The organism is Methanothrix sp. (genome assembly GCF_024518575.1).
GTDB lineage: Archaea > Halobacteriota > Methanosarcinia > Methanotrichales > Methanotrichaceae > Methanothrix_B.
The window spans coordinates 18,275-34,633 of the sequence record NZ_JANIHG010000006.1; the positions used below are offsets into that span (position 1 = coordinate 18,275).

At 56.3% G+C, this 16,359-nt stretch carries 22 protein-coding genes and 1 tRNA gene; 2 read left to right on the forward strand and 21 right to left on the reverse strand.

What is annotated here, in order from left to right:
• Positions 1–126 precede the first annotated feature (126 nt).
• Positions 127–1,842 (forward strand): DNA polymerase/3'-5' exonuclease PolX, encoded by a 1,716-nt coding sequence (gene polX, locus NQU42_RS02375; RefSeq protein WP_296608736.1) that lies wholly within the window; start codon positions 127–129, stop codon positions 1,840–1,842.
• Positions 1,843–1,985: 143 nt separating this feature from the next.
• Here the strand turns inward: polX and NQU42_RS02380 are convergent, their stop codons facing one another.
• A complete protein-coding gene (locus NQU42_RS02380) occupies positions 1,986–4,046 on the reverse strand; it encodes an adenosylcobalamin-dependent ribonucleoside-diphosphate reductase (protein WP_366070043.1) in 2,061 nt (686 codons plus the stop codon).
• A 51-nt stretch (positions 4,047–4,097) separates the two neighbouring features.
• Here NQU42_RS02380 and NQU42_RS02385 point away from each other — a divergent pair, with 51 nt between their 5' ends.
• On the forward strand, positions 4,098–4,874 hold the full coding sequence (locus tag NQU42_RS02385) for a carbon monoxide dehydrogenase accessory protein CooC (RefSeq protein ID WP_296608833.1): 777 nt from the start codon (positions 4,098–4,100) through the stop codon (positions 4,872–4,874).
• Between the two features lie 86 nt (positions 4,875–4,960).
• Here NQU42_RS02385 and NQU42_RS02390 read toward each other — a convergent pair whose 3' ends face one another.
• The 20 genes from NQU42_RS02390 to NQU42_RS02485 form a co-directional block, all read right to left on the reverse strand.
• Positions 4,961–5,248, reverse strand: a complete 288-nt coding sequence (locus tag NQU42_RS02390) for a chorismate mutase (RefSeq protein ID WP_296608737.1) — start codon at positions 5,246–5,248, stop codon at positions 4,961–4,963.
• Positions 5,245–6,141 carry a shikimate kinase gene (locus NQU42_RS02395; protein WP_296608738.1) on the reverse strand — a complete coding sequence of 299 codons (897 nt, stop codon included), beginning with the start codon at positions 6,139–6,141 and terminating at the stop codon, positions 5,245–5,247. The genes NQU42_RS02390 and NQU42_RS02395 overlap by 4 nt, the downstream gene beginning before the upstream one ends.
• A 15-nt stretch (positions 6,142–6,156) precedes the next feature.
• On the reverse strand, positions 6,157–6,681 hold the full coding sequence (locus NQU42_RS02400) for a hypothetical protein (RefSeq protein WP_296608739.1): 525 nt from the start codon (positions 6,679–6,681) through the stop codon (positions 6,157–6,159).
• A 181-nt stretch (positions 6,682–6,862) separates the two neighbouring features.
• Positions 6,863–7,048 carry a CooT family nickel-binding protein gene (locus NQU42_RS02405; RefSeq protein WP_296608740.1) on the reverse strand — a complete coding sequence of 62 codons (186 nt, stop codon included), beginning with the start codon at positions 7,046–7,048 and terminating at the stop codon, positions 6,863–6,865.
• Between the two features lie 19 nt (positions 7,049–7,067).
• Positions 7,068–7,142 (reverse strand) — tRNA-Arg (locus NQU42_RS02410).
• Between the two features lie 8 nt (positions 7,143–7,150).
• Entirely contained in the window at positions 7,151–7,513 is a 363-nt protein-coding gene (locus tag NQU42_RS02415; protein ID WP_296608742.1) for a prefoldin subunit beta, read from the reverse strand.
• The gene (locus NQU42_RS02420) at positions 7,510–7,737 is read right to left on the reverse strand and encodes a KEOPS complex subunit Pcc1 (RefSeq protein ID WP_296608743.1); all 228 of its coding nucleotides are present in this window, start codon (positions 7,735–7,737) and stop codon (positions 7,510–7,512) included. Before NQU42_RS02420 ends, NQU42_RS02415 begins: the two co-directional genes overlap by 4 nt.
• A 4-nt stretch (positions 7,738–7,741) precedes the next feature.
• Complete coding sequence (locus NQU42_RS02425) at positions 7,742–7,879, reverse strand: DNA-directed RNA polymerase subunit P (protein WP_011696526.1); 138 nt, start codon at positions 7,877–7,879, stop codon at positions 7,742–7,744.
• The gene (locus NQU42_RS02430) at positions 7,880–8,164 is read right to left on the reverse strand and encodes a 50S ribosomal protein L37ae (RefSeq protein ID WP_296608746.1); all 285 of its coding nucleotides are present in this window, start codon (positions 8,162–8,164) and stop codon (positions 7,880–7,882) included.
• Positions 8,165–8,170: 6 nt separating this feature from the next.
• Positions 8,171–8,944, reverse strand: coding sequence for an exosome complex protein Rrp42 (gene rrp42 / locus NQU42_RS02435; protein WP_296608747.1), 774 nt, complete (start codon positions 8,942–8,944; stop codon positions 8,171–8,173).
• The gene (rrp41, locus tag NQU42_RS02440; RefSeq protein ID WP_296608749.1) at positions 8,941–9,678 is read right to left on the reverse strand and encodes an exosome complex exonuclease Rrp41; all 738 of its coding nucleotides are present in this window, start codon (positions 9,676–9,678) and stop codon (positions 8,941–8,943) included. Before rrp41 ends, rrp42 begins: the two co-directional genes overlap by 4 nt.
• 4 nt (positions 9,679–9,682) lie before the next feature.
• Positions 9,683–10,348, reverse strand: a complete 666-nt coding sequence (rrp4, locus tag NQU42_RS02445) for an exosome complex RNA-binding protein Rrp4 (protein WP_296608751.1) — start codon at positions 10,346–10,348, stop codon at positions 9,683–9,685.
• Positions 10,349–10,358: 10 nt separating this feature from the next.
• Positions 10,359–11,057: a ribosome assembly factor SBDS gene (locus tag NQU42_RS02450; protein ID WP_296608753.1), complete on the reverse strand. Its 699-nt coding sequence runs from the start codon at positions 11,055–11,057 to the stop codon at positions 10,359–10,361.
• Positions 11,058–11,798 carry an archaeal proteasome endopeptidase complex subunit alpha gene (gene psmA / locus NQU42_RS02455; RefSeq protein ID WP_296608755.1) on the reverse strand — a complete coding sequence of 247 codons (741 nt, stop codon included), beginning with the start codon at positions 11,796–11,798 and terminating at the stop codon, positions 11,058–11,060.
• Positions 11,770–12,294 carry an Rpp14/Pop5 family protein gene (locus NQU42_RS02460; protein ID WP_296608756.1) on the reverse strand — a complete coding sequence of 175 codons (525 nt, stop codon included), beginning with the start codon at positions 12,292–12,294 and terminating at the stop codon, positions 11,770–11,772. The genes psmA and NQU42_RS02460 overlap by 29 nt, the downstream gene beginning before the upstream one ends.
• Complete coding sequence (locus tag NQU42_RS02465; RefSeq protein WP_296608758.1) at positions 12,295–13,005, reverse strand: RNase P subunit p30 family protein; 711 nt, start codon at positions 13,003–13,005, stop codon at positions 12,295–12,297.
• A gap of 12 nt (positions 13,006–13,017) precedes the next feature.
• Positions 13,018–13,434, reverse strand: coding sequence for an RNA-binding domain-containing protein (locus NQU42_RS02470; RefSeq protein WP_296608760.1), 417 nt, complete (start codon positions 13,432–13,434; stop codon positions 13,018–13,020).
• Entirely contained in the window at positions 13,431–14,018 is a 588-nt protein-coding gene (locus NQU42_RS02475; RefSeq protein ID WP_366070044.1) for a 50S ribosomal protein L15e, read from the reverse strand. Before NQU42_RS02475 ends, NQU42_RS02470 begins: the two co-directional genes overlap by 4 nt.
• 95 nt (positions 14,019–14,113) lie before the next feature.
• Positions 14,114–14,794 carry a hypothetical protein gene (locus tag NQU42_RS02480; RefSeq protein WP_296608763.1) on the reverse strand — a complete coding sequence of 227 codons (681 nt, stop codon included), beginning with the start codon at positions 14,792–14,794 and terminating at the stop codon, positions 14,114–14,116.
• The gene (locus NQU42_RS02485; RefSeq protein ID WP_366070045.1) at positions 14,791–16,305 is read right to left on the reverse strand and encodes a methanogenesis marker 14 protein; all 1,515 of its coding nucleotides are present in this window, start codon (positions 16,303–16,305) and stop codon (positions 14,791–14,793) included. The genes NQU42_RS02480 and NQU42_RS02485 overlap by 4 nt, the downstream gene beginning before the upstream one ends.
• Between the last annotated feature and the right edge of the window lie 54 nt (positions 16,306–16,359).

The window sequence follows — 16,359 nt, forward strand, 5'->3', positions numbered from 1 at the left end:
AGCATCGCCCCAGAGAGCTGCAATGTTATATCTCTTCGGCCCGGGCGCTTCTTGGGAAGCAGCAGAGACCTCGCACGCGTCCGCACATGGCCAAGTTTGTTATACCAGCCGGTGAAATTTGCTTTTGTGAGAAACAAGGAGATCGCATCCATACTCTACGAGATGGGGGAGCTGCTGGAGCTGAGGGGGGAGAACCGCTTCAAGGTCATAGCGTACAGCAAAGCGGCAAGGGCAATTGAGTCTCTTAAAGAGGATATCGAAGAGGTCTGGAGGCGCGGAGAGCTCGACAGGATACCCGGGATAGGGAAGGCGATAGCAGAGAAGATCTCTGAGTATCTCACGACAGGTCACATAAACGCTTATGATGAGCTTGTAGCCTCCACGCCGCAGGGAATGAAGGAGCTGCTCCAGCTTCAGGGTGTTGGCCCCAAGACCGTCGCGCTGCTCCACGAGAAGCTGAATGTCTCAACAATCGACGAGCTGGAGGCTGCTGCGAAGCAGCACAGAATCAGAAGGCTTCCAGGAATGGGACCGACGAAGGAGGCAAACATACTGAAGGCGATAGAGAGGTACAGGAGGCGCTCCACGCGCATACCCATCGGCGCTGCCGAGCGTATAGTTGAGAGAATCATGCACTATCTGGGAGGTATTGAGGGGCTGAGCAACATCACCGTCGCCGGAAGCTTCCGAAGGGGAAAGGAGACCGTTGGGGATATAGACATCCTGGCGACATCATCAAGGCCTTCGGAATCGATAGCCGCATTTGTTCGCATGCCGATGGTCGACGAGATCCTGGGCCAGGGGCCGACGAAGGCGAGCATCATCGTCGAGGGCACTGTTCAGGTCGATCTGAGGATCGTTGAGCCGAGATCATATGGAACCCTGCTCCAGTACTTCACAGGCTCGAAGGAGCACAACGTGAAGCTGCGCGGCATAGCGCTCCAGCGCGGTTACTCCCTCTCAGAGTACTCCCTCAAGAGGCTGGATACAGGCGAGGAGCTCTTCTTCGATCGCGAGGAGGATGTGTACAGGGCACTTGGCATGCAGTACATACCTCCTGAGCTGAGGGAGGATCGCGGGGAGATCGAGGCAGCGCTTGCCAACCGGCTTCCCAATCTTGTGGATCTCCAGAGCATGAAGGGGGATCTCCATGTCCACAGCACATGGTCTGATGGCATCGGCTCTATCGAGGAGATTGCCTCTCGCGCAAGATCGCTGGGATATGAGTACATAGCAATCACCGACCACTCGCAGAGCGTCGGAATAGCTGGTGGTCTGTCCGATAAGAGGCTGCTGGAGAAGATAGAGGCGATATACAGGATGAACGAGAGGCTCGACGGATTCAGGATACTTGCCGGCACAGAGGTGGACATAAGGGCGGATGGAAGCCTGGACTACACAGATGAGATCCTGGAGAGATGCGATATTGTGGTGGCTGCGATCCACATGGCTCAGGGACAGAGGGAGCGCGAGATCAACAGCAGGCTTGTGGCCGCGATGGAGAACGAGCATGTAGATATAATCGCGCATCCCACAGGGCGGATCATAGGGAGGAGAGAGCCGTACCACGTCGACATGGATCTAATCCTGGAGACGGCTGCCAGGACCGGCACGATCATGGAGATAAACGCCTATCCTGAGAGGCTGGATCTCAGCGATGAATGGGCGAGGCGCGCGAAGGAGATCGGGGTGAAAATGGCGATCGACACAGACGCGCATTCGCCTGAGCAGCTCGGCTTCATGCGCTACGGGGTCACGGTCGCACGCCGGGGATGGCTGGAGCCATCTGATGTGATAAACACCCTGAGCGCAAAGGACTTTCTGAGATACCTCGGAATCTGAAAATGCCAGATCTGGGAGATCCGATGCATTATTTGGTAATCTGCGATTGCGACCCTGCAAATGCCGTAGGTCGGGGCGCGGTGCTGAGCGATAGACATCGATAAGGGAGCTCTCTTGAGCAGAGGTTTAGAGCGCGCAGAGCATCATCCGCCGCAGAACCTGCAGCCGTTCGCGAGAGCATCGGGCTCGCCGAGGTACAGGACCTGCTCCCTTGAGCCGTATCTGTACACAGTGATTCCCTTGCAGCCCAGCTTGTACGCAAGACTGTAGACTCTTATGACATCGCTAACAGACGCTTTTTCCGGAAGGTTCACGGTCTTCGAGACCGCATTGTCTGTATGCTTCTGAAACGCCGCCTGGATCCTGACGTGCTGCTCCGGGCTTATGTCCAGGGCTGTAAGGAACAGCTCCTTCATATCTTCCGGAATCCCCGGAATCTCCTGTATCGAGCCCCTGCGCGCGACCTCAGCTCTCAGTGCTGGGGTCATTATGCCCCTCTCTGTTGCCATCCTCTCGAAGAGCGGAGAGCTCTCTATAAGCCTCGCCCCCTCAAGCACATGCCGGACAAAAGATACGGCGAAGAGCGGCTCTATGCCAGAGGAGGTGCCGGCGATTATGCTTATCGTGCCTGTGGGGGCGATTGTGGTGACGGTCGCGTTCCTCATCGCGTCCCAGCTCTTCAGGGAGGACTCCTCGAAGAGCGGGAACGATCCCCTCTCATGTCCCAGGGTGCACGACTCCTCGCGTGCTGTTTTTGTGACAAACGCCATCAGCTCCTCAGCGATCCTGAGAGCATCCTGGGATGCATATGATACACCGAGCTGGATCAGCATCTCGGCGAACCCCATGACCCCCAGACCGATCTTTCTCGTGCGCAGAGTTGCCTCCTCAATCTGCTTCAGAGGGAACCTGTTCGCATCTATGACATCGTCGAGAAACCTGACTCCCAGCCTGACGGTCTCCTCAAGTCTCTCCCAGCAGATCTCCCCTCTCTCCACCATCCTGCTCAGGTTCACAGACCCCAGGTTGCACGACTCGAAGGGCAGGAGCGGCTGCTCTCCACATGGATTCGTAGCCTCTATTACCCCCGGGAGAGGGTGGAGCGCATTTATCCTGTCTATGAATATCACCCCGGGATCGCCACGGCGCCATGCGTACGTCGCCATCATGACCATCAGATCTCTCGCATTTATCTCACCGGTTGATTCTCCGGTCCTGGGGTTTATCAGCTCTATCGACCCGTCGCGCTCGCACCGGCGCATGAACTCATCGGTGATCGCGACCGAGATGTTGAAGTTCTCCATGCCGCCGCGATCCTTGCATGCGATGAACTCTGTGATATCAGGGTGATCGACCCTCAAAACGCCCATGTTCGCGCCCCTTCTCCTCCCACCCTGCTTTATCACGTCTGTCGCGGCGTCGAATATGCGCATGAATGATATGGGACCGCTCGCAACGCCCCCGGTGCTTCTCACAACATCCCCCTTCGGGCGGAGCCTGGAGAAGCTGAAGCCCGTCCCCCCACCGCTCTGATGTATCAGCGCCATGTACTTCAGAGCGTCGAATATCCCAGCGATCGAGTCCTCCACCGGAACCACAAAGCATGCCGAGAGCTGGCCGAGGGGAAGGCCGGCGTTCATCAGCGTCGGGGAGTTCGGAAGGAAGCTGAGAGATCTCATCATCGAGAGAAACTTCTTCCTGACATCATCAACATCTCCACCGTAGCGCCTCTCCACTGCAGATACGGCCGAAGCGACACGTTCGAACATCTCCCCAGGGGTCTCGATGACATTCCCTGACTCGTCTCTCCTGAGATACCTCTTCTTGAGAACCTCGACCGCGTTGACGCTGAGCTTGAGATCGTCTGCAACGCCAAGGTAGTGCTTCGCCTCCCTGATCTCGGATCGCCTCTGCCTGTAGAGTATGTACGCCTTGGCGACCTGGGCGTAGCCCGCATCTATCAAAACCTCCTCGACGATATCCTGGACGTCCTCCACGGACGGTATTCCATCCCTGAAGCGTCCGTCCACGATGGCCACAACCCTTCCTGCGAGCTCCACAGGTGTCCTCTCATCCACAATGCCCAGCGCATCGAATGCCTTGGATATCGCTCTTGATATCCTTGAGGGATCGAAATCGACTATCCTCCCATCCCTCTTTCGTATCTTCTCGACCAGCTCGCTCTCCCCCGGTGCAAACGATATATACCACTATCCTTTACCTGGATATAAACTAAGACTCTGGGGGTCGTCGCAATAAAGCTCGCTGTCTCAGGAAAGGGTGGTGTTGGCAAGACAACTCTTGCTGGAACGCTTGCGCGTCTGTTCGCCCGTGATGGCTACCGGGTTCTCGCGATAGATGCAGACCCTGACATGAACCTCGGATCTGCCCTCGGCATAAAGGAGAATCCGAGGCCTATCACCGAGTACAAGGATCTCATCGAGGAGAGAGCGGGCATGCCGATGGGCATGTACCGCATGAATCCGAAGGTGGATGATGTGATAGAGAGATGCGGATGCACAGGTCCGGATGGTGTGAGGTTCGCTGTCATGGGCACCCTGGAGACTGGCGGGAGCGGATGCATGTGCCCGGCGAGCGCGTTCCTGAAGGCGCTTCTCAGGCATGTCATCTCCAGGGAGAAGGACGTCGTGATACTCGATATGGAGGCTGGCATAGAGCATCTCGGCAGGGGCACCGCGAGGGGCGTCGATGCGATGATAGTGGTCGTCGAGCCCGGCCTGCGATCCATAGAGACCGTGGAGCGGATCAAAAGGCTGGGCGAGAACATAGGAATAACAAACCTGCTGGCTGTGATCAACAAAACCGACGATCCTGGCATAGTGAAGGAGAAGCTTGAGGAGATGGGCATACCCGTTCTCGGGACCATACCATTCGACAGGAATCTGATAGAGGCAGATCTTGGAGGAAAGGCGCCCATAGATGTGGGCGGGCCTGCTGTCGAGGCCATAAAGAGGATCAAGGATGAGCTGGTCAAGAGGTTTGAGAGGGTGAAGGACGCCCCGATCTCTTGAATCTCCCTACACACGTCTCAGAAGACCCTCAATAGCATGGTAGAGGCGCTGCGCCTGTCGCAACCGTGTTCTGAGAAGGCCTACTGTCAGGGCAGATTGTCCTCGCCGCGCAGGCCGTGCTGCCTCTGCAGGCTCATATCGATGAGTATTCTGAATATGCTCTTTATGCTTCCCGGATCGAGACCGAGCTCAGTCGCCATATCCACAGCTCTGCTGAGCACCAGAGCCTCCTGGTCCGGATCAGATATCGAGAGACCGAGCGCTGCCTTATCCCTGTAAATCTCCTCTGCAAGAGCCATGCGCTTCTGTATCAGCCGCAGGATCTCCTCGTCTACCTTCTGAACCTCCAACCTGTGCTCAACCAATCCCATCATATCCCCTCCTGAAAGAGATCTGCCTGGCCCATCCTGGCGCTTCTGTTCTCAACCGCTGTCCTTATGATACTTCCGCCGAGCGATGACCATGCCTCAGCAACATCATCCCCTGAGAGATCATCGACAAGTGCAGCGTAAGCGGGTCCAGTGCCGGAGAGCGTCGCTCCAGCAGCGCCCGCCCTGAGCGCGAGGAGTATCGGCTCCGGAGACCTGCGAAGCGCGGCGCAGTACAGGAGCCCGTTCACGGTCATGGCTCCCGCATAATCCCCCTCCATAGCCATCTCGAAAACAACATCAGCAACCCTGGAGAAGAGCCTGCACCGCTCCACATCGACATCGCGGGAGAAGAACCGCTCATCGGGAATGAGGAGCATGACCTCTGAGCGGAGCACATCTCTTTTTAAGAGAGCTCTCTTCAGATTGTCTGTCACCACAACACCGCCGAGCATTGAGGCGCAAGCGTCATCGAACGCGCCGGTCACCGTGACGCCCGCATCGAGAGCTGCCTCGACTCCGATGCGCACCGCATCTACCATATCGATCTTCTCCCCCAGCGCATCAAGAGTGGCGAGCACCACGGCGTTCGCAGCAGCGCTGCTCGACTTTAGGCCGCTAGCAACCGGTATCTCGCTTCTGGTCCTCACAACGCCGCCGTAATCGAGGTCGAAGTGGCGCAGCACGCGCTCAACGCATCTGACGATGAGCCTCGTGTCAACACCTGACACATCCCCCACAACTCCATCAGAATCGTCGAGCACCACTTCTGCTGATGTTCTGAGCGATATTCCGAACGCAGAGCCCTTCCAGTTTGCGATGGCATTCAGCACAGTGGCCGCGCCGTATGCAGTCGCGTATCCTCTCATGATGACATCCTCTTTGCCGGCATGGTTCATGATTCAGAGAAGATCTCACGCCAGACCGGTCTCTATCATCCTCTTCAGCTTCTCGAGATCCTTAACGAACTCTGGCTTCTCCTCGCGGGTGTACTTTGCCATGAGCTTCTCCAGGTAATCGAGCTCGCCGTATGTCGATACGAAAGCCGGCTCGTAGCTTCCCAGCATGTACAACGGAATGACATCGACGCCGCCCCTCGATGTGATCTCCTGCAGGTCCTTCACGACGATGACGAAGCAGTATCTCCTGTACCCCAGCCCCCTCGCGATGTTCTTCGCCAGGCTGTCCATCTGCTGTATCCTTCTTGCTGAGAGGCTCTTGTATGCTGCCACAGAGTCCTTGTACTCCACGAACATAACCGAGTCCTCTGACCAGAGGATGGCATCGTACTCCACTATCGCCACGGAGTTCTTTAGAGCGACGACATTGAAGAGAACGCCCCTGCACCATCCGATGTTCAGGTGCACCCTGAAATCGCTCTCCGTTGGTGGAGCCAGCCTCGGCTTGAGGACATAAGGATCGCTCCTGAGCTCGATCATGAGCAAAGGTCTGATCCGAGCTTTTATAAAGAAATTACCATATGGATGAGGACCTCCGGAGGTCAAACTGCAGGGAGTTCGATTTTAAGGTGATATGATACAACAATGTAAAGTTGCATGTAAAGTTGCATGCGATGGGAGAAAACACAGGATGAAAGAGCCATACACTGCATATACGCTTTCATGCCTCTATGAGGACCTCCTGCGAGAGTATGTTGATCTCCTTGAGCCTCCCATCGACCTCCTTCGATCCGCCAAGTATGCCCTCGAAGAGTATCCTTCCATCCAGGACGACTATCCTGACGACGCTATCCATTACAAGCTCCTTCTTGCCACCGGCAAGCATGTAGACCGAGAGCTCACACATAGCATCACCGTGAATATGACGGACCCGGCGGGACTCGAACCCGCGACCCCCGGGTTAGAAGCCCGGTGCTATATCCTGGCTAAGCCACGGGTCCATTCAGTTTCAGCCGCCCCTCGGCGGCATCTGGCCAAGCGACTGCCTCAGCTGGTCCTGGAGCTGGTTGAACCTTGCCTGTATCCGCTCCTCCTGCTTGGCAACCGTCTTCAGGCGCAGATCCAGCAGATCCACCCTCTCCTTCAGCTCTGTCATCAGCGTCGCCTTGTCGGATCTGAGCATGAGCTCTCCGACATTCTTGTAGACGACAACATCATCCGGTGACTTGTCCAACTCCTTGATCGCAGCCTCTGCCTCCTTCTTGAGGAGCTCTATCTGGCTCTTCTGCGCAACCAGTGCCTGAGCCTGCTGCTGCAGCTGCTGCAGCTGAGCAAGCTGATTCTGCACCTGAGGGGGTAACTCTCCGCTCATATCTCAACCATCTCCACACATATCCTGACCAGCCGCAGCCAGGTGTTCAGGGCCGCTCTCAGGGAGACCACATCATCGCCCTCGACAATCAGCACCATACCATCATCAGCGGCGCGGATCGCCACCTTCCCGCGATGGAGGTCATCATCAAGCTCCGGCTCCAGTGCACGGAATACTAACTCTGAATCCGGTAGCTCAAAGACTATCTCTGCACGGCCCCTCATACCATCAGATCGCCTTCATCCGCTTTACGGTTGTGGGCCGTTCCTTCATAAGTATTCTGTGGCCGCAGTAGGGGCATCTCACGCCAGCATACTCATAATCAACTTCCACAGTCCTCTTGCACCTGGCACACTTGTAGGCCATCTACTCCGTCTCCATCGACCTCTTGATCATGGATCTCACAACAGATCTCCCAGCTGACGTCGCTGGAAGGTACGCACCGCCTGCGAACTCGTAGCCGCACTTGGAGCACTGCCATATCGCGGTGCCCACTCTCCTGACCCTGGTCCTGTTGCATCTCGGGCAGTCGTACTTGGCCCTGCTCTTCTCCTCGATATCGGCTACCAGCTTTCTGGCCTTCCTTCCGTACCTTGGCCCGAACCTGGCTGCGGACCTGGTCTTCCTTCCCTTCTTGAATTGCTTGACCATAATGCATCATTCCAGAAACTTCTCTCGGATCTCCTTAGCATTCTCACATGCTATATCAACAATGCGGTACACCTGCTCCTCTGAGAGCATTCCCGGCCCGCTCTTCTGCATCCCGCATATTATGCCGTCTGCCTTTGTTATCACGGTGAGCTTGGCATCTGCGATCGCCTCCTCGTCTATGTCCGGATCGAAGAGCACGACATCTCCGAACTCAACAGCTGTCGTGGCGATAGGTATGTCCCTGACCGGAAGCGGGAAATCATCGCCGAGACCGAACCTGCTCGCCGGCACTGTGGCTCCGAGAAGAGCTGCGATGGCGCCGAGGCTGGAGGCGTCCATGATGTTCCCGCAGTCGTCAAGTATGTGTATGTCTATGAATATTATCCAGACCTTCTCCCCCGGAACTATACAGAGCGCGTCAAGGTCCACAGCACCAGACTCGCGAACCCCCCTGTCGACGACCCGCGCGAGCTCTATTCCGTACTCGTTCGGCGGTCCTGGCTCGAATATCGGCGATGCCAGTGGCACAAGCTCCGCGTTCGTCACTATCACTCCGCGGTTCGGAGCGTCCGGGAACGGCTCGCCAGGCTGTATCTTGACCCCGACCATGACCTGGGTCTTTCCTAGCTTGACAAGCGCGCTGCCCTCAGCCTTCTTTATTATGTTCCTCTCGATCTCTATCGGCCTGTACTGTGTGAAGGATCTTCCATCCGCACGCTCGCCGCGCAGCAGCAGGTTGTATAGATAATCCTTTCTTATCTCAGATATCACGCTGCTCATCTTCTGCTCCCCTCATCCTGAAGATCTTCGAACTGGCTGTATCTGTCTATTAGCACCTTTCTCTGGATCCTGTAGATCTCCTGGCACCCTTTCTTAGCGAGCTCTATCGCCTGGCGGAACTCGTCCCTGGTCATCATCCCGTCCATCTGCAGCAGCGTGATCTCTCCGGTAGGTGTTATTGCGATCGGCATATCCGCCTGGCCGAAGTTGTCCTCATCCTTCATGGGATCCAGGACTATCTGGCCATCAACCTTTCCGGCTGCGCATGATGATACAAGGCTCCTCATCGGAATGCCAGCGTCTGCGAGCGCGACAGATGCCGCATTTATCCCTGCAGTTCTGGTTCCGGCATCTGCCTGGAGCACCTCCACGAATATGTCTATGACAGACTTCGGAAAGTATGATGTAAGTATCACAGGCTCCAGGGCCTCGCGGCTTACCTTCGATAGCTCGTAGCTCCTCCTGTCAGGCCCGGGCCTTCTCCGCTCCTCCACGGAGAAGGAGGCCATGTTGTATCTGTACCTTATTATGGCCCTGTTGACCTCCTGGAGATGCCTGGGATGGACCTCTCTGGGCCCGTACACAGCAGCTATGACCTTGTTATCCCCCATCTCCATGTAGCAGGAGCCATCGGCTCTTGAGAGCACGCCAACCTCCATCTTTATGGGCCGGAGCTCATCGAAGCGTCTGCCGTCAAGACGAATTCCATCCTTTATGAATACCCTCTCATCCATATGATCATCCTCTGGCCCTTCTCGCATTCTTTATGTAATCGACAATCCTGTCTGTGAGGCCGTTAGTGTGGGCCTCCCTCTCGATCAGGAGTATGGTCTTCAAGGCCAGGTCCATATCCTCCTCGTTCCCGCTGACCCATATCCTGCCATTCTGCCCGACGAATATGTTGCAGTTCAGCTCCTTCTTGAGCATGCTTATCATCGAGCCACCCTTTCCTATGAGCCTGGGAACCCTGGTGTGGCTGATCTCCACAACTCTGCCGGTCTTTATCACGCCGAGCCTCCTGTCGTTCAGTGTCAGCTCCACCTTCATCGCTGGATCGACATCCTTCACCCTGGCCATTACCGAGCTGCCTATGCGGAGATACTTAGACATATCCTCTACATCGATCTTCTTTGGAAACTCGGAGATGTGGAGCAGCCCATCGTAGGGCGAGTTGATATCCAGAATCCAGTTCGAGAACGTTATATCCTTTACAACTCCTATAACGTTATCCCCGATCGCAGGCAGATACTTCCCCGCCAAGGGGATCACGCTGATCTTCTCCCTGAAGCTGGCAATCCCGTAGAGAAGAGAGTACACCTTGCCGTTCCTCACGTATGTTCCTTCACCAGATCTCCTTGTGTCCTCAGAGAGCAGATCCCCAGGTATCACGATTTTGCGGTCCATCACAAGATCCTCAGTGTTTCAGCAGCTTGGTCTCAGCGTCACCCTTTGTGAGCCTGTTCACGAGAGAGTAGAACTCCGTCTGCATCCCAGCTGGGATCCTGATAACCCCGATCCAGGAGCCGTCGTTCTGCCATGCCTCCCTCACGAGCTTGCCGAAAGTTGATATCTCGCCGTAAGACTTTGCGGCGTAGCTCGCAGGAACCTTCACAGCAACCTCAACCTCCTCGAATCTTATGGGGATTATGGGGCGTATGGCCTTCATCGTTATTGCAACAAGCTCCTCAAGGGACTTCGTCGGATCGATGTGAACCTTCGCCTCTGCCATCGCCTGCTCGATCCTCGATGGAGGGTGTGGTGTCCTGGTCTGCGGGTTTATGGCATTCCTCGCGATCAGCTCTATCACCTGTCGTTTCTTGGATTCTATGACCCTCCGACGCTGCTCTGCAGTGAGGCTGATCTCGCCCTTCTTTATGATGATCTCCGCTATTGCGAGAGGATCTGTTGTGCCGAACGCCTTGAGGAGATCCTCCTCAGCGCTTCTATCTCCTCTGCTCGCGTTCTCGAAGACATCCTCGACCGCGAGTACGTCCTCGATTCTCACATCCTCCCCGCGGCGCATCGCAAGGGCTCCATCGGGATCAACAAGAACCTCGAAGACCGCTCCATGGCTCTTCAGCCGCGCGGGAACAGCCTCATCGAGCTTGACCATCTAGGCCTCTCCTCCGAGCTGGGATTTCAGCATCTCGATGTACTCAGCGACCTCAGACTCCTCGAGCTTGCGGAACGTCTTGTCCTCCAGCATTATAACCCCGATCTCTGTCGTGGAGGCATCGAGCTTCCCCTCTGATGCCCTGTAGAGGGCCTCAAGCCCAAGCAGTATCGCCTCCCTCATGTTCATATCCTCTCGGTACTTAGCCTCGAAGACCTCCATTACAGCTGCTCTGCCAGCGCCTATGCCGGTCGCTTTGTACTCCAGCAACGCGCCGCTGGGATCCGTCTCGAAGAGCCTCACCCTGTTATCCTCTGCCCCTATTATCAGCAGGGCTGTCCCGAATGGCCTGACACCGCCGTACTGGGTGTAGGTCTGCTTGAAATCGCATATCTTCTTCGAGAGAGCCTCGACGCCGATTCTCTCATCGTAGATCAGTCTGTTTATTTGACACTCGACCCTCGCCCTGTCAACCAGTATCCTGGCATCGGCCACAAGCCCGGATGTTGCAGCACCTATGTGAGTGTCTATCTGGAATATCTTCTCTATCGACTCCGGCTCCATGAGCCTGCTCGTTATTCTTTTATCAACAAGAACCGCGACCCCATCTGTCGCCTTTATGCCCACTGCAGTCGTGCCTCGCCTGACCGCCTCTCTCGCGTACTCAACCTGAAAGAGCCGGCCGTCCGGGCTGAACACTGTGATCGCCCGGTCATACCCCATCTGAGGTGCCATCTGCATAATCACATCCTCCTTCCAAGTCAAAATATGTAAGACCCAGATATCTGGTATCCAGCCCCTCTATATGGCCATCCGGAGATACATCGATCTCATGACCACGGGTGCTCACAATCACTCCAGAAATTCCCTTTAGGTCTACTCTTCTCCGATGCTCCTCCGGCTTTATGCTAGATTGCGGTATATACTTTTCTGTGGCGGTTTTGATCGTCCCAGAGACGCCGCGGACCCTTATCGCAGCCCTGAATCCCGCAATCGTATGAACGGTCGCGAGAGCTGCTCTGAGCTCTTCTGCATGTCCATTTCTGCATCTAACTATGCCGAATCGCCCATCGAAGGATATGAGCCTGGGGTTCGCTCCTCCTGAGTCCCCGAAGAGGCTCAGATAAGAAGACTGAATCTCGAGCGAGATGTCCCTGGCATCGAGATGCCCTTCCGACTCGAGCTCAAAGACCATGTAGCGCCGTCTGTCACGCATCACCGGTAGCCTGCTTCTCAATCAGATCCCGCCGTCGCGCTTAAGATAATTCGCCCTCTCCTCGAGCACCTCCACCCCTGGAGATGCCCACCTCCGCTGGTTCATCTCAAGGATCCTGCCGGGCAGCCGGAGCGCATCGAGAGCCTCCTCCCTGGTGATCCCAAGTATATGAGCCATTGCTATCATATCCCTCGGCGCTCTCAGATCCAGATGCGATCTCGGGCTTGCTGTTATCATAAGCGAAATCCCGAACTTCCTTGCAACCCGGACGTTGTACCTCTGCAGGTCCAGCCATCTCGACCTCGAGGCCCCTCTCAGCCGGATCATCGGCTGAAGGTCGATGGCGAGAGCCACCTGGTTCCGCTTAGCAGACCTTGCCTCGGGGACTGTTAGCCTGAATCCAGAATTCACAACGAGATCCACCCTGGGATCGTCAAGTGCCTCTCTGAGTAAAGACTCGTTGGTCGCATGAACTGCGAGAAACGGGTAGCGATCCCTAAGAGCGGATATCCTTCCCCGTAGGCTCCTCGGATCCTTTGAGGTGACCTCCACACCAATGGCGAGGCTGATGCCTCCTATCCGGTGTGCAGCATCGAGCCCCTGGAGACCTCCGGATCCGTTGATGCTCATCACGATTATGCCACTGAACCCCAAACGTCGGGCGACAAGGGCCATCCTGCTGGGAGATGACGAACCATGGGGCAAGACATGGACCCTTGGCTCATAGTACATGGAGGTGCCCCCTTAAATGATCTCCCTCAGCAGCCTCACCGCTTCCTCATATCTGGATGGGTATGTTGCAACATGCAAAGACACATCGATCGCATCGCCTGCATCGGTGAGCCGGACCAGACCCTTGTATGCAGCCTGCTTATCGAGCCTGAGGTGAAGTTTGCAATCTTCATCCACCCTTGCAGGGATCTCCCTGCGCAGCCGGGAGAGCTCGGCGGCAGGGAGCTGCTCTCTGAGCATATGAATGAACTGAATGCCCTCCTTCCTCCGCAGCTCAGCCTCCAGAATGGTTATCGGGTTTCCATAGTAACCGCTAGCCTTGGAAGACCTGATGTAATCGAGGGGTACGAAGATCGAGAGGGCCCTCCTGACCCTCTCCTCATCCTCCGTCGCCGATACAAATGCTCTGAAATGAACCCTGTGGATCACTTACCCCTACCGTCGTGAGCCCTTATGCTGGGGCGGGTCTTCTCTGTCCCGAAGCCCTTCCTGCGCAGACCGCGTCCCTTCTTGCCTGCGCTGGTCTTGCCCCTCGCGGCCCTGCCTCTGTGAGAGTCGCCGCATATCCAGCCGAGATCCCTGTCGCTCTTTATCGCCGGATGGTGCGGATCGACCAGTATCACCTCAAACCACTTGTGCCTGCCGTCCTGGCCCACCCAGTACGAGTTCAGGACCTCCATATTTCTGAAACGCCTGGCCGCCCTCTCCTCCGCGATCCTCTGGAGGCTCTTTCCCGGGTTCTGCCTGTGCATGGCCATGTGCTTCGTCCTTCTGTTCCTGACATACCTGGACTTCCTCAGGGCACCTCTCCTCACCCTCACCCTGGCCAGCACTATGCCCTGCTTCGCCTTGTATCCAAGCGCCCTCGCCCTGTCGAGCCTTGTCGGCCGCTCGATCCTCTGAACGCTCATCTCACGCCGCCAGGCTATCATCCTCTGCGCTCTGAGCCTCCCCACATAGCTCTTCGCGGGGGAGTTCCAGGCATCTCTTATGTATCCGTAGAAAGACCTCAATCCGTTCACCTCAGCCTGGTTCAACCTGCAGGTCACATCCCAGGCGTGGTTGGCAAAAGCGTTCCTAGAAGATAAACCTTTTCAGGGGATCGCCTTCAGAGAAGGTCTGAGAGCACGCTCTTTCTCAGCTCCGAGTCCCTCACGAGAAACCTGATTCTGAGCTTCCCGTTCTCCCTGGTCTTGGTCACGAAGATCTGCTGCTCGGATCCAGCCTCTGCGAGGATCTCCTCGATCTCAGCTCTAAGACCATCCGATACCTCCAGCTCCTCCTCGCGAGCTGTGATCCAGTTGTACACGCGCACCCTGTTCTTCCTGCCCAGGGGTTTGAGCCAGCCCCACTCTGGATGCTCGAGAGCGTATCCGACTGGCCAGGATATCTCTCTGCATCGCCCATCAGGCTCGCAGTAGCTCAATCCGTGAAGCCCCAGATCTGGGTATCCCCTGGCCTCGCTCTTTATCGTGCGGCACGAAGGACAGTGCATCCTGGCGAACCACTTCCTGAAAAGGGATTCGTTCAGGCCGGTCCTCTCAGCGAACCTCTTCCAAAGGACGAGTGCATCACTCTCACGCCAGCCGGCCTGGCCGAGAAATGATGCGAGAACAGCTCCGGCCCTGTTGCTGCCCTCCTCTGATGGCCTGAGGAGCATGTTCCTCATGCACGGCGGGAACCGATCCTCTGGAATCCTCTCCATGGATATCCACAGATACCTCTCGCGCGAATCTATCGAGATTACAGATACCGGTACCTCCGAGCCCTCTCTCAGCTTGAGCCTCATCTTCTCAGGTGGCCCTCCGCGACATAATCGCTGACCACGTATCTCTTATCGGCCTGCGGTATTCCCGCCGTCGGGAGCTTGCTCTTCTCGTACTCAATCCTCTCCTTGAGTATGCACCTTCCTCCCCTGATCCCGCCCATGGGGTTCTTTGGTGTACCCATGGAGTTCATGCATCTCGCCATGACAGCAGCGCCGCGTGCGAGTCCGTCATCGACAAAAACGATGTTCTTCTCAGGCTCATCATACAGGCCCAGACTGCCGATCTCCTCGAGGATGAGCTCCGGCTTGTTCCCCGATATTCCAGCTCTCCCCGTGACGCCTATCGCAGTCCTCTTTGTGACCAGCCCCTCCTCGATCGCGACCTCGACGAGCCTCCTGGCGATCCTCGCGCTCACCAGATCGAGTGTTGCAGAGAGCATCTTCAGACCATCTCTCCTGTATATCTCCCTTCCGATCTCAGAGAGTCTATCGAGCTTCGATCCGTTCTCGCCGCAGTCGCAGCCTATAAGCACGACTCCAAGCTTCTGAGCCGCCGCGGCATCGAGGGGGACGTAGCCGTACCGCTTCATTCCAGCAGGCACGCGCTCCACTTTTATGAGGTGATCGATCTCCTCGGCATAGAGCCTTGCTTTCTTGTTAACGCCTGAGATCTTATCTTTAAAGAGATCGAGCGCTGTGCCTGTGGCCGCATCTACAAGGCCGGTGCCTCTCACGATAGCATCAGGTATGGCCCCTGCAATGCCGCAGAAGTTTCCTATCGTCCTGGCGTAGGGTATCTCCTCGCTGGTTATCCTCCCATCCAGGGTCGTGCCGAAGTCCATGGCGAGGCATGGGTTCCTGAAGTCGACATCCGTCCACTTTGCACCCTGCTTTATCCCTGCGGTCGCGAGCTCGCCCTCCATCTCGTTCGCAACGATCTCCACTCCAGTAGCGCCCATTGGCGGCCAGACCGATGCCACAGGCCCGTTGAAGACTATCTTCTCTATGAGCGAGTACCTGCGGAACCTCTCAGGGATGTTGTGTATGGACATCGCAGGGGTCATCAGTCTTGGAGGAACGCCAGCATCGAGACATCCCTGCGCCAGAGCCTGGATGAATATGCCAACCTCCTCAGGTGAGTCGAACTCGGCGACGACGCCTGTGGACCTCACCACGAAGTTCAGGTCCTTCTCGATCATCAGGCCGGCTGCGCGGTGGCTCTCCAGCAATGTATCCTTCACAAGCTCGGCGATCGATTCCTTTGTGAGTGGCGTGCCACATATGGTCCTGCCGAATATCTCCTCGCCAGGCTTCGGCGGCCTCACATCCCTGGTCATGCGGACGGTCTTGTTTACTATCTGCGTCTTGCCCGTCTCCATATCAGTGGCTGTGAGTATCGATTTTGTCGTTGTATTTCCCACCTCCACGGATGCCACCAGGTAGTACGGCTTGCTCCTGAGCTCCAGCAGTTTCACCGGCGGGCTTTCAGCCATCCTTGGTTTGGGCTTGAAGAGACGACGGGAGATATTCATCATGCTTTCCGCGTATACGTGACAGACATTAAAACCTTTGGAGAATTCATATGG